The following is a 13,444-nucleotide window of genomic DNA, read 5'->3' on the forward strand; positions in this document are numbered from 1 at the left end:
GCGGATCAACTGGCGATCAGGTCGCGCACCGCGTCCAGCATCTCGGCATTCGAGAACGGCTTGGTCATGAAGCGGCTGACACCCGCCTTTTCGGCCATGGCGCGGTCCCGGCTTTGGCCCCGTGCGGTCAGCATCAGCACCGGCAACGCACCGGTTTCGGGGTCACCGCGCAGCTCATCCAATATCTCGAAACCGCTCTTGCCCGGCAGCATCACGTCGAGCATGACCAGATCCGGCGATGCCTTGCGGATAACCTCCACCGCGCCTGACCCATTGGCCAAGGTCTCCACACGCCAACCCTCTTGGCTCAGCAAAAAGCGGATGGCCTCGGCGATATTCACCTCGTCCTCCACCAGAACTACGAGTTTGCTCATCGGCAAAAAGTCTCCCCCCTCGGTGTGCGGCCGCCCCGTCTTGCTGCGGGGTCTCGCGCACCGGGGGGAGCATGCATCGGTTTGCCAGCCCTGTCAAAAACTGCCTTCCGCGCCGCCTCAGATCCCCTCGCGCAGGATCGAAGGCTCGCGCCGCGCGCGGCATCCTTCCACCGGGCAAATGCGACAGGTCGCCCCCACCTGCTGCGCCGGCGCCACCCCCGAGGGGACCGGCAAGAGCAGCATGACCGATTGGCTGAGCGGCGGCGTGTTATAGGCAGCCGCAGCTTGCACTTCGCAGGTGGCAATCGCTTCGAACTCCGCCTGCCCGCGCCCCATTTGCATGACGCGGGATTTCATCACCAGTCCCGGCTGCCCCTGCACCGCGAAGAGCGGCCAAAGCGGGCAACAGGCGCCAAAGCGCGGCACGGTGAACCCCTCGATCGACTTGGCGAATGTCACGCTGCCAGAACGGTCACAGACCACCAGCCCCGCGCCGAGGTCAGGCAGTGACGCCAAGCGCCGCAGCACCCGGCCCATCGGCTGGTCGAGTGCCTGCGCCAGTTTGGCAGGATCGTGACCTATCTCCCCCGCCGCCCGCTCCAGCCGCGCCAAAGGCAGCGCCGCCGCATCGCGGGCGATCTGTTGTAACACACCCGTCGCGATATGCTGCGCGGCCTTGGTCTTGAGCGTATCGGCCTGTTCGACCAGCGCCGCAATCGCCGCCTGCGGGGCGCGCGCCTCTTCCAAAGGGTCGAAGCGGTAGTCATGCGCGGCGAGGAAACTCTCAACCTCGGCCTGGGGCGAATGGGCCACCTCGCGAGTCTCGGCGGCATTGTCGAAATAGGTCACCAGCGCCTGCGCGCTGTCGGACAGGCGACGGCTGTCTTGGTGGATATTGGCGTGAAACCGATCGCGCCATTCCGCTTGCAAACTGTCCGTTTCGGCCAGAATCGCGGCGGTGGAACGGATCGCCGCGGCGGTGCTGAGCAACTCGTGCATGGAGGTGGCAAGCTGCGGGTCATGGGCCAACCGGTCCGAGAGCGCCTCGACCGTCTGCTCCAGTGCCGCGATGCGGCGCTGGCTGTTGGCCAGCACCTTGGCCCAGCCCGGAAACCGCCCCGCGAATTCATCCGCCCGGTCGCTCTCTGGCCCGGTCAGCCCCGCATCCTCCGCCGCCTCGCGCAGCGTGGCAATCAGCGCGGCTTCGGCCCCTTCGGTCAGCGCCTGCGGCTCGACCCCAAGCGCATGGGCGATATTGAGCAAGAGCTTGCCGCCGATTCTGCGCCGATTGTGCTCGATGAGGTTGAGATAGCTGGCCGAGATGCCGCTTTGCTGCGCAAGCTCGGCCTGTTTCAGCCCCGCCATCACGCGCCGCTCACGGATGCGGCTGCCGGTTAGCCCCTCACGCATGGGACGGCCCCGCGTGATTTTTCGCCCGTTGTTTCAAGGTCTTTCTGCGCCGCAATATCATATTCTTTACAGCCCTTCCGGCATGATTGCGAATATATTTACAAAAAAATCGTTTCGATCAAGCGCCTTATTGATCGGTTTTCATTTTCCGCGCCATAGTTTCTTTGCACTATTGCGTGTTGTGGCATCGGGGGGAGGTTCCGCTGCTGCGACTTACAAAAATGGGAGGACTTCATGTCGTTTACGAAACTGACACGCCGCGGGCTGATCCAGACCGGCGCGGTTGCCGGTGCAGGGTTGGCGCTGCCGACCTATCTGCGCGCGGAAAATCACGCGGGCTTCACCAATGCCCCCACGGGCAGCACCGTGACGCTTGGCTTCAACGTACCCCAGACCGGCCCCTATGCCGAAGAAGGTCTGGATGAGCTGCGCGCGCAGGAGCTTGCGGTCGAACACCTCAATGGCGGGGGCGACGGCGGCATGATGAACACCTTCAGCTCCAAGGCGCTGAAGGGCAACGGTATTCTGGGCAAAAAGGTCGAATATGTCACCGGCGACACCCAGACGAAATCCGACGCGGCCCGCGCCAGCGCCAAATCGATGATCGAAAAAGACGGCGCGGTGATGATCAACGGCGGCTCGTCCTCGGGCGTGGCCGTGGCGGTGCAAGACCTTTGCCAATCGGCGGGCGTGATCTTCATGGCGGGTCTCACCCACGCCAATGACACCACCGGCAAGGACCGCAAGGCCAATGGCTTCCGGCATTTCTTCAACGCCTATATGTCCGCCGCCGCTCTCGCCCCGGTGCTCAAGAACGCCTATGGCTCTGAGCGTCGCGCCTATCACCTGACCGCGGATTACAACTGGGGCTGGACCCAGCAGGAATCCATCGCCGCCGCGACCGAGGCAATGGGCTGGGAGACCGTGGAGAACGTGCTGACGCCGCTCGCCTCGACCGATTTCTCCTCCTATATCGCGCCGGTGCTGAACTCGGGCGCCGATGTGCTGGTGCTGAACCACTACGGCGGCAACATGGTGAACTCGCTCACCAACGCGGTGCAGTTCGGCCTGCTCGACAAACAGGTCAACGGCAAGAAGTTCGAGATCGTCGTGCCGCTCTACTCCGAGCTGATGGCCGCCGGTGCCGGGGCCAACGTGCAGGGCGTGATCGGCTCGATGAACTGGAACTGGCAGTTGCAAGACGAAGGCTCCAAGGCCTTCACCAAATCCTTTGGCGAGAAATACGGCCGCCCGCCGTCGAACTCCGCGCATACCTGCTACGTGCAAACGCTGCTCTATGCCGATGCGGTGGAACGCGCGGGCTCGTTCAACCCCTGCGCCGTGGTCGAGGCGCTTGAGGGCTATGAGTTCGACGGGCTGGGCAACGGGCCGACACTCTACCGCGCGGATGATCACCAGTGCTTCAAAGACGTGCTCGTGATGAAGGGGGCCGAGAACCCGACCAGCGAATACGACACGCTGGAGATCGTCGAACAGACGCCCCGTGCACAGGTCGAATATGCCCCCGATCACCCGATGTTCGCGGGCGGTGATCTGGGCAAATGCAACCCCGGCGCGTGATCCGCTGACATCAGATGGCGCGCGGGCCTGATCCTGCGCGCCCTTTTTATCGCTGCAAGCGGCCATGCCGCTTGTAAACGCTTCCCTTACAGGTGGGGACCATGGACGCAATCCTTCTGCAAATACTCAACGGCCTCGACAAAGGCTCGGCCTATGCGCTGATCGCGCTTGGGCTGACGCTGATCTTCGGCACCCTTGGCGTGGTCAATTTCGCCCATGGGGCGCTCTTCATGATCGGGGCCTTCTGTTCGGTCACGCTGCAACGCATTCTGACGCTCAGCGTCGAGACCATCGACGAGACCAAGAAGGATTTCCTCGGCAATCCGCTGAAGGTCAAAACCCCCTATGTCGAACAGTGGTTCGGGCCGGAAACGGGACAGGCGATCATTGATTGGTCGGTGCCGCTGGCCATCCTCTTTGCGATCCCGGTGATGCTGCTCATTGGCTTCATCATGGAACGCGGGCTGATCAAACATTTCTACAAGCGCCCCATGCGGATCAGATCCTCGTGACCTTCGGCCTCGCCATCGTTTTGCAGGAAGTCGTCAAATATTTCTACGGCGCCAACCCAATCCCCACCCCTGCGCCGCAGGCTTTCGTGGGCAGCTTCGACTTCGCGCCGCTCTTGGGTTTGGACACGTCGTTGGCCTACCCCTATTGGCGCTTGGTCTACTTTGGCTTTTCGACCCTCATCATCGCCGCGGTCTTTGCCTTCTTGCAATTCACCACCTTCGGCATGGTGGTCCGCGCAGGCATGGCGGACCGTGAGACCGTGGGCCTTCTGGGCATCGACATCGACCGCCGCTTTACCATCATGTTCGGCATCGCCGCCGCCGTGGCGGGGCTTGCGGGCGTGATGTACGCGCCGATCAACTCGCCCAATTATCACATGGGCATGGACTTTCTGGTGCTGAGCTTTGTCGTCGTCGTGGTCGGCGGCATGGGTTCGCTGCCGGGCGCGGTGCTGGCGGGGTTCCTGCTGGGCATCCTCGAAAGCCTCGCTTCCATGAATGAAATCAAAAGCATCATCTACGGTATCGACCAGATCATCATCTACGTCGTTGCCATCGTGATCCTGCTGGTCCGCCCGCGCGGTCTGATGGGACGCCGCGGCGTGATGGAGGAATAAGACATGTTCGGACTGGAAAAACGCGATACGCTTCTTTTGGGGGTCGTGATCGTTCTCACGCTCTTCGCCCCCTTCATCCTTAACCCCTTTCCGGCGGATTCGGGCCTAGCACAGTTCAACGCGGGCTACCCCGACCTGATGCAACGCTTTGTGATCTTTGGCATATTTGCCATCGGGTTCAACATCCTCTTCGGGCTGACCGGCTATCTCTCCTTTGGCCATGCGGCCTTCCTGGGGGTCGGTTCCTACTCTGCTGTCTGGATGTTCAAACTGCTCAGCTACAACGTCGTGCCCGCGCTGGTGCTGGCCGTCATCATGGCGGGGTTGTTCTCGGCACTGATCGGCTACATCAGCCTGCGGCGCTCGGGCATCTACTTTTCAATCCTGACGCTGGCCTTCGCTCAGATGTCCTTCAACCTCGCCTATTCGGTGCTGACGCCGATCACCAATGGTGAGACGGGGTTGCAGATCTACACTTCCGATCCGCAGTACCTCCAAGCCGTCGACGCGCCTTCGTTCCCGAATCTCTTCGGCGCTGCGATGAACTCCTCGACGACGCTGTTCTTCGGTGGTTGGACCTTCACCTTCTCCGTCGGCTACTATTTCTGCGCGGTCTTCCTGATCCTCGCCTTCTATCTGGCGATCCGCATCTTCCGCTCGCCCTTCGGCATGATGCTGCGGGCGGTGAAATCTAACCAGCAGCGGATGAACTACACCGGGTTGAACACGCGGCCCTACACGCTGGCGGCCTTTGTCATCTCGGGCATGTATGCCGGGCTTGCGGGCGGTCTGCTGGCGGCGATGGACCCGCTGGCGGGGGCCGAGCGGATGCAATGGACCGCATCGGGCGAGGTGGTGCTAATGACGATCCTTGGCGGCGCGGGCACATTGATCGGGCCGGTGCTGGGCGCAGGCTTCATCAAGTACTTCGAAAACATCTTTGCCAAGATCAACGACAACGTGTTGCACGGCTGGTTCGCCTTCATGCCCGACGGGATCGAAGACGCGATGGTCGCGATCATCCACCCCTTCGTCGGCAAGGGCTGGCACCTGACGCTTGGCCTTCTGTTCATGCTGGTCGTGATCTTCCTGCCCGGTGGGCTGGTCGAGGGCGGGCAACGTCTGGGCCGGGTCTTCCGCCGCCGGGACAAGAACGCAGGCTCGGTCGAGGCCGACGCCGCCCAACAGCGCAGCGAAGCCGCGGAATAGGAGAGACATCATGGCCATTCTCGAAGTCAAAAATGTCGGCAAGCGCTTTGGCGGGTTGCAGGCGCTGAGCGACGTGAACCTCAGCGTGGCGGAGAACTCCGTCCACGCGATCATCGGTCCCAATGGGGCAGGCAAATCCACCCTGCTGAACTGTCTGGTGGGCAAGCTCATCCCCGATACCGGCTCCGTCATGTTCGACGGGCAGTCGGTGCTGGGGCGCAAACCCTATGAGATCAACCAGATGGGCATTTCCCGCGTGTTCCAAACGCCCGAAATCTTTGGTGATCTGACGGTGATGGAAAACATGCTGATCCCCTGCCTTGCCAAACGCGACGGGGCATTTCAACTGAACGGCTGGTCGCGGGTCGTGGGCCAGCGCGACATGATCGACAAGGCCGAGGAAATGCTGCGCGACATGCGTATGATCGACAAACGGCACATGCCCGCGGCCTCCATGTCGCGCGGGGACAAACGGCGGTTGGAGATCGCCATGTGCCTTGCCCAAGACCCCCGTCTGCTGCTTTTGGACGAACCGACCGCCGGCATGGCGCGGGCCGACACCAACAACACCATCGACCTGCTCAAACAGATCAAGGATGAGCGCGACATCACCATCGCCATCATCGAACACGACATGCATGTCGTTTTTTCACTGGCCGAGCGGATCACCGTGCTGGCCCAAGGCACGCCGCTGGTCGAAGACACGCCCGACCGGATCAAGGGCCACCCCAAGGTGCGCGAAGCCTACCTTGGCGAAAGCCAAGACGCCGCCTGACCCCCTCCTATTGCCGCAGATCTAGGACAGCATATGACCACCAGCACGCTCGACAAAAACGCCAACCACGCCCAAACCGCCCCCGCCTTCCTCTCGGTCTGGGACATTCACGCCTATTACGGCGAAAGCTACATCGTGCAGGGGGTGAGCTTTAACGTCCATGAAGGGGAGATTCTCGCCCTGCTCGGCCGCAACGGGGCCGGCAAAACCTCGACCCTGCGGGCCATCGCGCGGGTGAGCGACCCAGAGTTGAAACGCGGCGAGGTCTGGCTTGACCATCAGCCGCTGCACAATATGGCCAGCCACCAAGCCTCTGCCGCGGGGCTGGCACTGGTGCCCGAAGACCGGCGCATCATTTCCGGCCTCACGGTCGAAGAGAACCTCAAACTCGCCCAGATCGCCCCGCCCATCGGCTGGTCGCTCGACCGGCTCTATGACCTCTTCCCGCGCCTGCGCGAGCGGCGCCATCAAGAGGGGGTGACCCTCTCGGGCGGGGAGCAGCAGATGCTCGCCATCGCACGCGCTTTGGCCCGGGACATCAAGGTGTTGCTGCTCGATGAACCCTATGAAGGGCTGGCGCCGGTGATCGTGGATGAGATCGAAAAGACGCTGGGGCTGATCAAGGCGCAGGGCATCACCACGATTCTGGTCGAACAAAACGCGGTGCGGGCGCTGAAACTGGCCGACCGGGCGGTGATCCTCGACACCGGCGGCGTGGTCTTTGACGGCACCGCCGCCGAGGTGCTCGACAATGCGGAACTGCGCGCAGAATACCTCGCGATCTGACCTAAGGTCACTCAGGTCCGGCGCGCGCGGCTGAGGCCCAGCCTCATTCTCGCGCCCCGGACCGCTTTGCGCGACAAAAAACCGATCCTACCCCCTAGACAACAGTTGGCTTTTCATGGCTTTGCCCATGCCCTATAAGCGTGCCAATCAATCGCGCAGCGACGGGCCGCAGGCCTGCCGAAATCTTCGAGGATCCAATGACAAACAAAACCCATGACGCTGACGTGGCCTTCATCAAGGCCCTCGCCGAGCTGCTGAATGAAAACGACCTGACCGAGCTTCAGGTGAAACGCGACTATGCCGAGGATGACAGCCTGAACGTGCGCGTCAGCCGCAAGCCCCCGCAGCAGGTCATGGCCGCCCCCAGCAACAGTACCAAGCCGCCCCGGCGCCCGCCGCCGCCCCGGCGCCCGCCGCCGCCCCGGCGCCCGCCGCTGCCGCCCCCGCTGCTCCGGCCCCTGCTGCCGACGCCGATCCGGCTGATCACCCCGGCGCCGTGACCTCGCCCATGGTCGGCACCGTGTATCTTCAGGCCGAGCCGGGCGCGCCGGCGTTCATCTCCGTGGGGGCCTCGGTCTCCGAAGGTGACACGCTTCTGATCGTCGAGGCGATGAAGACCATGAACCACATCCCCGCCCCCCGCGCCGGCACCGTCAAGCGCATCCTCGTCGGCGACGGCGATGCCGTGGAATTCGGCGCGCCGCTGGTGATCCTGGAATAAGGGCCGGACATGTTCAGCAAAATCCTAGTCGCCAACCGGGGAGAGATCGCGCTGCGCGTCATCCGCGCGGCCCGCGAGATGGGCATCCAGACCGTCGCGGTGCATTCCACCGCCGACAGTGACGCGATGCACGTGCGCATGGCCGACGAATCCGTCTGCATCGGCCCGCCCTCCTCGACCCAATCCTACCTCTCGATCCCCGCCATCATCGCGGCCTGCGAGATCACCGGCGCCGAGGCGATCCACCCCGGCTACGGCTTCCTGTCCGAGAACGCGAATTTCGTGCAGGTGATCGAGGATCACGGGCTCACCTTCATCGGCCCCACCGCCGAGCATATCCGCGTCATGGGCGACAAGATCACCGCCAAGGACACGATGAAAAAGCTCGGCGTGCCCTGCGTGCCCGGCTCCGACGGCGGCGTGACCTCGCTGGAAGACGCCAAGCGCATCGGTGAGGAAATCGGCTATCCGGTCATCATCAAGGCGACCGCCGGTGGCGGCGGCAAGGGCATGAAAGTGGCCCAGACCGCAGCCGACATGGAGAAAGCCTTCCAGACCGCGCGGGCCGAGGGCAAGTCAAACTTCGGCAACGACGAAGTCTACATAGAGAAATACCTCACCACGCCGCGCCACATCGAAATTCAGGTCTTTGGCGACGGCAAGGGCAATGCCGTGCATCTGGGCGAGCGGGACTGTTCGCTGCAGCGCCGCCACCAAAAGGTCTTCGAAGAGGCCCCCGGCCCGTCGATCACCGCCGAGGAACGCGCCCGCATCGGCAAGACCTGCGCCGACGCCGTGGCCAACATCAACTACATCGGTGCCGGCACGATCGAGTTCCTTTACGAGAACGGCGAGTTCTACTTCATCGAGATGAACACCCGTCTGCAGGTGGAACACCCGGTGACCGAAGCGATCTTTGGCGTCGATCTGGTGCGCGAGCAGATTCGCGTGGCCGAAGGCCTGCCGATGTCCTTCACGCAAGATGATTTGCAGATCAACGGCCATGCCATCGAGGTGCGCATCAACGCCGAGAAACTGCCGAATTTCGCGCCCTGCCCGGGCAAGATTACGCAGTATCACGCCCCCGGCGGGCTTGGCGTGCGGATGGATTCGGCGCTGTATGACGGCTATTCGATCCCGCCCTTCTACGACAGTCTGATCGGCAAGCTCATCGTGCATGGCCGCGACCGTCCCGAGGCGCTGGCCCGTCTGGGGCGCGCTCTGGGTGAGTTGATCGTGGACGGTGTCGATACCACCGTGCCACTCTTCCACGCCCTGCTGGCCGAAGAAGACATCCAATCGGGCGGCTACAACATCCACTGGCTTGAGCATTGGCTGGAAACCAACCTCGGCGACGGCTGACATGACATGTCGGATCTGACGCCCGAGATCCTGCTCCACGGCTATTCCATCGGGATTTTCCCCATGGCGGAACACCGCGACGACCCGGAAATTTTCTGGGTCGATCCGCGGCGCCGTGGGGTGATGCCGCTCAATGGTTTCCACATCTCACGCTCTCTGGCCCGCGCCATTCGGCGCAGCCCCTTTCACCATACGATCAACCGTGATTTCCAAGCTGTCGTGGCCGGTTGCGCCGACCGCGAAGACACATGGATCAATGCCGAGATCACCGCACTTTACACCGCACTGCACCGCGCGGGCTATGCCCATTCGCTTGAGGTTTGGGACGGTGACGCGCTGGTGGGCGGCGTCTACGGAGTGACGCTTGGGCGCGCGTTCTTTGGCGAAAGCATGTTTTCGCGCCGGACCAATGCGTCAAAAATGGCGCTGGCGGCGCTGGTAGATCGGCTGCGCCGCGCGGGGTTCACCCTGTTCGATACGCAGTTTCTCACCGATCACCTCGCCTCTCTCGGGGCGGTGGAGATTTCGCGGGCAGAATATCACGCGCAGCTCGATGTGGCGAAACGCGGCAATGCGCGGTTCAACGCGCCTGAGTTGGACAGCCTTCAGGACGTGCTGCAGCGCATGACCCAGATGTCATAGCGAAAATGCTCCAGCGCGTGCAGCGCGGGGCCGAGGCGATCATCCAACCGGAAAACAAGGCGCTGTTGCTGCCCTCTTCGGTAATCTCAAGCGCGGCATAGGCATTGGCCGCCGGATCCCCCGCGGGATAGCGGCAATCGACCATGGTGATCTGCAAATTGCCCAAGGTCAGGCGGTCACCCTTAGCGATCACCAGATCGGTCGTGTCGCCTGAAATCTTGTCCAAGGCACGCAACACGCCGCCCGAGGCACTGGCGACCTGCCCGCCCTCTTGAGCGTGAAGCGGCGCGGCCAGAACAAGCGCGGCCAAGAGAAGCTTTTTCATGGGTCCACCCGGATTGCGTGAGCTTTGGGGCCGCGCGAAAGGCGCGGCCAACCGATCATTCAGGCTGCCAGGCCTCGTAATCCTTACGTTCGACAGGTTCGGCGCGGCGCAGCGACCCGGCGGGGGCATAGGCCATGGCGGTGCCGGTCCGATTCTCGACATGGGCCTTTTCCCAAGGCTTATGCGCCAGCGGCTTGTCGGTCGGCGGCTCATCCCATGTGCGGTGCAGCCAGCCATGCCAATCGGGGCTCACGCGGCTCGCCTCGGCCTCACCGTTGAAGATGACCCAGCGTTTGCTGTCATCGGCGTTGCGGTAATAGACGTTGCCCTGCGCGTCTTCGCCCACCTTGCTGCCCTTGCGCCAAGTGAAAAGCTGGGTGTTCAGCGTCTGGCCGTTCCACCACGTGACACTGCGCAGAAGTGAATTGAGAATGCCCATTGAGGTCTCCGTTCCTGTTGCCCGTTATATGCACCATGGAGGCTTTGGCGTCCAGCCTCACCGCGCAGGAGGTTCCACACGCGGCAGGATTCGTCGCCGAAAATCAGCCCTCTGCCGCCGCGCGCAGAAGAGCCGTGCATTCGATCTCAATCCGGTATTTCGGGTCGATCAGCCCACATTCGATCATCGTTGCGGCGGGTGGATGCGCGCCGAAGGCCGCGCGTAGAAGGGGCCAGCAGGCTTCGAACTCCGCCGCGTCGGGCAGCATATAGGTAACGCGCACCACATGGGCGAAATCACTTCCTGCCTCGGCCAAGGCCGCCTCGATCGTTGCTAGTGCCGCCGCGCATTGCGCTGTCACCTCTGCCCCTCACCCACGGTGCCCGAGATATGGACCATGCCTCCCGCCACCACAGCGCGGCTGTAGCCGATCTTACCCTCATAGATGCCGCCAGATGAAATGCGCCGCATAAAACCCTCCCCTGAAACGCAAAAGGGCGGACCAGATGGCCCGCCCCTATGACTTTGCCTTACGCGCTTAGCCCGCGCTGGCTGGTTCTTTGCTTTCACTGTCAGCGTGGATCATCAGCGGCTTGGCCTCGGATGAGACGGCCTCTTCGTTGACGACCACTTCGCTCACCGTCTCCAGCCCCGGCAGTTCGAACATCGTGTCGAGCAGGATATCTTCGAGGATGGAGCGCAGGCCCCGCGCGCCGGTCTTCCGTTCAATTGCGCGTTTGGCGATGGCTTGCAGCGCGTCATCGGTGAAGGTCAGCTGCGTGTCCTCCAATTCGAACAGACGCTGGTACTGCTTGACCAGAGCGTTCTTCGGCTCGGTCAGGATGGTGACCAGAGCGTCCTCGTCCAGATCTTCGAGCGTCGCCAGAACCGGCAGACGGCCCACGAATTCCGGGATCAGACCGAACTTCAGCAGGTCTTCGGGTTCGAGGTCGGTGAAAATCTCACCAATACCGCGGGCGTCATTGTCACGCACATCGGCGCCAAAGCCCATGGCAGAGCCTTTGCCGCGCTGCGCGATGATCTTGTCGAGACCGGCAAACGCACCGCCGCAGATGAAGAGGATGTTCGTGGTGTCCACCTGCAGGAACTCCTGCTGCGGATGCTTGCGCCCGCCCTGCGGCGGCACGGAGGCCACGGTGCCTTCCATCAGCTTCAGCAGCGCCTGCTGCACGCCCTCGCCCGACACGTCGCGGGTGATCGAGGGGTTTTCCGACTTGCGGGTGATCTTGTCGACCTCGTCGATATAGACGATGCCGCGCTGTGCCCGCTCGACGTTGTATTCCGACGCCTGCAACAGTTTGAGAATGATGTTCTCCACATCCTCGCCGACATAGCCGGCTTCGGTCAGCGTGGTCGCATCGGCCATGGTGAAGGGCACGTCAAGGATACGCGCCAGCGTCTGCGCCAGCAACGTCTTGCCGCAGCCGGTGGGGCCGATCAGCAGGATGTTGGATTTCGCCAGTTCGATATCGCCGCCCTTTTGGGCGTGGTTCAACCGTTTGTAGTGGTTGTGGACCGCCACCGAGAGCACGCGCTTGGCCATCGCCTGACCGATCACATAGTCGTCCAGCACGCCGCAGATGTCGCGGGGCGTGGGCACGCCATCGGTCGCCTTGAGGCCCGAGGCTTTGGTCTCTTCTCGGATGATATCCATGCACAGCTCGACGCATTCGTCGCAGATGAACACGGTCGGCCCCGCAATCAGCTTGCGCACCTCGTGCTGGCTCTTGCCGCAGAAGCTACAGTAGAGCGTATTTTTGCTGTCGTTGCCGGAATTATTCGCCATCTCAAACCTTTCAGGTCTGTCGTGTATGTCCGCCCCAGTCTTGGGGCCGCGAGATTTGGCCTCAAGCTTAGGCCAGTGACCCCGGCGCTACAATCGCAAAATATGCAGCGCCGGGCCCCTTCGATTACTTGTCTTTCTTGTCCTTGCCACCGGCGGCAGCCTCATCGGCCTTGCCACGGCTTTCGACGATCTCATCCAGATGGCCCCATTCCTTGGCTTCCTCGGGCGTCATCCACAGATCACGGTCGAGCGCTTTTTGAACGGTTTCCAGCGGCTGGCCGGAGTGTTTGACATAGAGCTGATACATCCGCTCACGGGTGCGTTCGATGTGCCGCGCCGAGATCAGGATATCTTCGGCCATGCCCTGCGAGCCGCCGGAGGGCTGGTGGATCATCACCTCTGCATTGGGCAGCGCAAAACGCATGCCCTTCTCGCCGCCGATCGCGATGACCGACCCCATGGAGGCTGCCATACCGCAGATCAGGGTCGAGACCTTGGGCTTGATATATTGCATCGTGTCGTAGATCGACAGGCCCGCCGTCACCTCGCCACCGGGCGAGTTGATGTACATGCTGATTTCCTTGGAGGGGTTCTCGGCCTCAAGGTGCAACAGCTGGGCGACGACCAGATGGCTCATCCCGCTGTGGATCGGGCCGTTGACGAAGATGATCCGCTCTTTCAGCAGACGCGAGAAGATGTCGTAGGACCGCTCGCCCCGGCTGGTTTGCTCAACCACCATCGGGACAAGCGTGTTCATATAGGTGTTGATCGGATCGTTCATGCGTGCCTGCCTCAGTTCCTGTTCGCGGGACCATACCCGCAAAACTGTTACCCAGAGATTAGTCCCCCGGTATGGGGGTTCAAGGGGGCAGGCACGACAGTCT

The 13,444-nt window shown here is 62.5% G+C and carries 12 protein-coding genes and 3 pseudogenes; 8 read left to right on the plus strand and 7 right to left on the minus strand.

The genetic code is table 11. The annotated features are described in order from the left end of the window. Positions 1-5 precede the first annotated feature (5 nt). On the minus strand, positions 6-374 hold the full coding sequence (locus CUR85_RS00335) for a response regulator transcription factor (RefSeq protein WP_067261826.1): 369 nt from the start codon (positions 372-374) through the stop codon (positions 6-8). A 117-nt stretch (positions 375-491) separates the two neighbouring features. Continuing rightward, on the minus strand, positions 492-1,784 hold the full coding sequence (locus CUR85_RS00340) for a helix-turn-helix transcriptional regulator (protein ID WP_067261825.1): 1,293 nt from the start codon (positions 1,782-1,784) through the stop codon (positions 492-494). A 234-nt stretch (positions 1,785-2,018) separates the two neighbouring features. On the opposite strand from CUR85_RS00340, the gene CUR85_RS00345 reads away from it, so the two are divergent. From CUR85_RS00345 to aat, 8 genes and pseudogenes are all read left to right on the plus strand, one after another. Beyond that, on the plus strand, positions 2,019-3,365 hold the full coding sequence (locus tag CUR85_RS00345) for a substrate-binding protein (protein WP_067261823.1): 1,347 nt from the start codon (positions 2,019-2,021) through the stop codon (positions 3,363-3,365). A 101-nt stretch (positions 3,366-3,466) separates the two neighbouring features. Beyond that, positions 3,467-4,494, plus strand: a pseudogene (locus tag CUR85_RS00350) (branched-chain amino acid ABC transporter permease). Between the two features lie 3 nt (positions 4,495-4,497). Continuing rightward, positions 4,498-5,703, plus strand: coding sequence for a branched-chain amino acid ABC transporter permease (locus CUR85_RS00355; RefSeq protein ID WP_067261820.1), 1,206 nt, complete (start codon positions 4,498-4,500; stop codon positions 5,701-5,703). A gap of 10 nt (positions 5,704-5,713) precedes the next feature. Then, positions 5,714-6,478: an ABC transporter ATP-binding protein gene (locus CUR85_RS00360; protein WP_067261818.1), complete on the plus strand. Its 765-nt coding sequence runs from the start codon at positions 5,714-5,716 to the stop codon at positions 6,476-6,478. 33 nt (positions 6,479-6,511) lie between these two features. Then, entirely contained in the window at positions 6,512-7,264 is a 753-nt protein-coding gene (locus tag CUR85_RS00365; RefSeq protein ID WP_067261816.1) for an ABC transporter ATP-binding protein, read from the plus strand. A gap of 197 nt (positions 7,265-7,461) precedes the next feature. Then, positions 7,462-7,985: pseudogene (gene accB / locus CUR85_RS00370) on the plus strand (acetyl-CoA carboxylase biotin carboxyl carrier protein). 9 nt (positions 7,986-7,994) lie between these two features. After that, complete coding sequence (gene accC, locus CUR85_RS00375) at positions 7,995-9,347, plus strand: acetyl-CoA carboxylase biotin carboxylase subunit (RefSeq protein WP_067267548.1); 1,353 nt, start codon at positions 7,995-7,997, stop codon at positions 9,345-9,347. 6 nt (positions 9,348-9,353) lie between these two features. Further along, positions 9,354-9,989 (plus strand): leucyl/phenylalanyl-tRNA--protein transferase, encoded by a 636-nt coding sequence (gene aat / locus CUR85_RS00380; RefSeq protein ID WP_067267547.1) that lies wholly within the window; start codon positions 9,354-9,356, stop codon positions 9,987-9,989. Here aat and CUR85_RS19985 read toward each other — a convergent pair. The 5 genes and pseudogenes from CUR85_RS19985 to CUR85_RS00410 form a co-directional block, all read right to left on the minus strand. Next, positions 9,928-10,314, minus strand: a complete 387-nt coding sequence (locus CUR85_RS19985) for a DUF2155 domain-containing protein (protein WP_343245389.1) — start codon at positions 10,312-10,314, stop codon at positions 9,928-9,930. The genes aat and CUR85_RS19985 overlap by 62 nt on opposite strands. Before the next feature lie 55 nt (positions 10,315-10,369). Next, on the minus strand, positions 10,370-10,753 hold the full coding sequence (locus tag CUR85_RS00395; protein ID WP_067267544.1) for an NADH:ubiquinone oxidoreductase subunit NDUFA12: 384 nt from the start codon (positions 10,751-10,753) through the stop codon (positions 10,370-10,372). Between the two features lie 103 nt (positions 10,754-10,856). Further along, positions 10,857-11,224: pseudogene (locus CUR85_RS00400) on the minus strand (Rid family hydrolase). A 67-nt stretch (positions 11,225-11,291) separates the two neighbouring features. Beyond that, a complete protein-coding gene (clpX, locus tag CUR85_RS00405; protein ID WP_067267540.1) occupies positions 11,292-12,560 on the minus strand; it encodes an ATP-dependent Clp protease ATP-binding subunit ClpX in 1,269 nt (422 codons plus the stop codon). A 124-nt stretch (positions 12,561-12,684) separates the two neighbouring features. Beyond that, entirely contained in the window at positions 12,685-13,341 is a 657-nt protein-coding gene (locus tag CUR85_RS00410) for an ATP-dependent Clp protease proteolytic subunit (protein WP_067267539.1), read from the minus strand. Positions 13,342-13,444 lie beyond the last annotated feature (103 nt).

Origin of the sequence: Sulfitobacter faviae, from assembly GCF_029870955.1 — a bacterium.
Classification (GTDB): domain Bacteria; phylum Pseudomonadota; class Alphaproteobacteria; order Rhodobacterales; family Rhodobacteraceae; genus Sulfitobacter; species Sulfitobacter faviae.

Bases quoted from the DNA above. Each gene is read 5' to 3' on its own strand.
- CUR85_RS00395 (WP_067267544.1), bottom strand. From the start codon at position 10,753: ATGGGCATTCTCAATTCACTTCTGCGCAGTGTCACGTGGTGGAACGGC.
- CUR85_RS00340 (WP_067261825.1), bottom strand. From the start codon at position 1,784: ATGCGTGAGGGGCTAACCGGCAGCCGCATCCGTGAGCGGCGCGTGATG.
- CUR85_RS00345 (WP_067261823.1), top strand. From the start codon at position 2,019: ATGTCGTTTACGAAACTGACACGCCGCGGGCTGATCCAGACCGGCGCG.
- CUR85_RS00365 (WP_067261816.1), top strand. From the start codon at position 6,512: ATGACCACCAGCACGCTCGACAAAAACGCCAACCACGCCCAAACCGCC.
- aat (WP_067267547.1), top strand. From the start codon at position 9,354: ATGTCGGATCTGACGCCCGAGATCCTGCTCCACGGCTATTCCATCGGG.
- CUR85_RS00335 (WP_067261826.1), bottom strand. From the start codon at position 374: ATGAGCAAACTCGTAGTTCTGGTGGAGGACGAGGTGAATATCGCCGAG.
- CUR85_RS00360 (WP_067261818.1), top strand. From the start codon at position 5,714: ATGGCCATTCTCGAAGTCAAAAATGTCGGCAAGCGCTTTGGCGGGTTG.
- CUR85_RS00355 (WP_067261820.1), top strand. From the start codon at position 4,498: ATGTTCGGACTGGAAAAACGCGATACGCTTCTTTTGGGGGTCGTGATC.
- CUR85_RS00410 (WP_067267539.1), bottom strand. From the start codon at position 13,341: ATGAACGATCCGATCAACACCTATATGAACACGCTTGTCCCGATGGTG.
- clpX (WP_067267540.1), bottom strand. From the start codon at position 12,560: ATGGCGAATAATTCCGGCAACGACAGCAAAAATACGCTCTACTGTAGC.
- CUR85_RS19985 (WP_343245389.1), bottom strand. From the start codon at position 10,314: ATGAAAAAGCTTCTCTTGGCCGCGCTTGTTCTGGCCGCGCCGCTTCAC.
- accC (WP_067267548.1), top strand. From the start codon at position 7,995: ATGTTCAGCAAAATCCTAGTCGCCAACCGGGGAGAGATCGCGCTGCGC.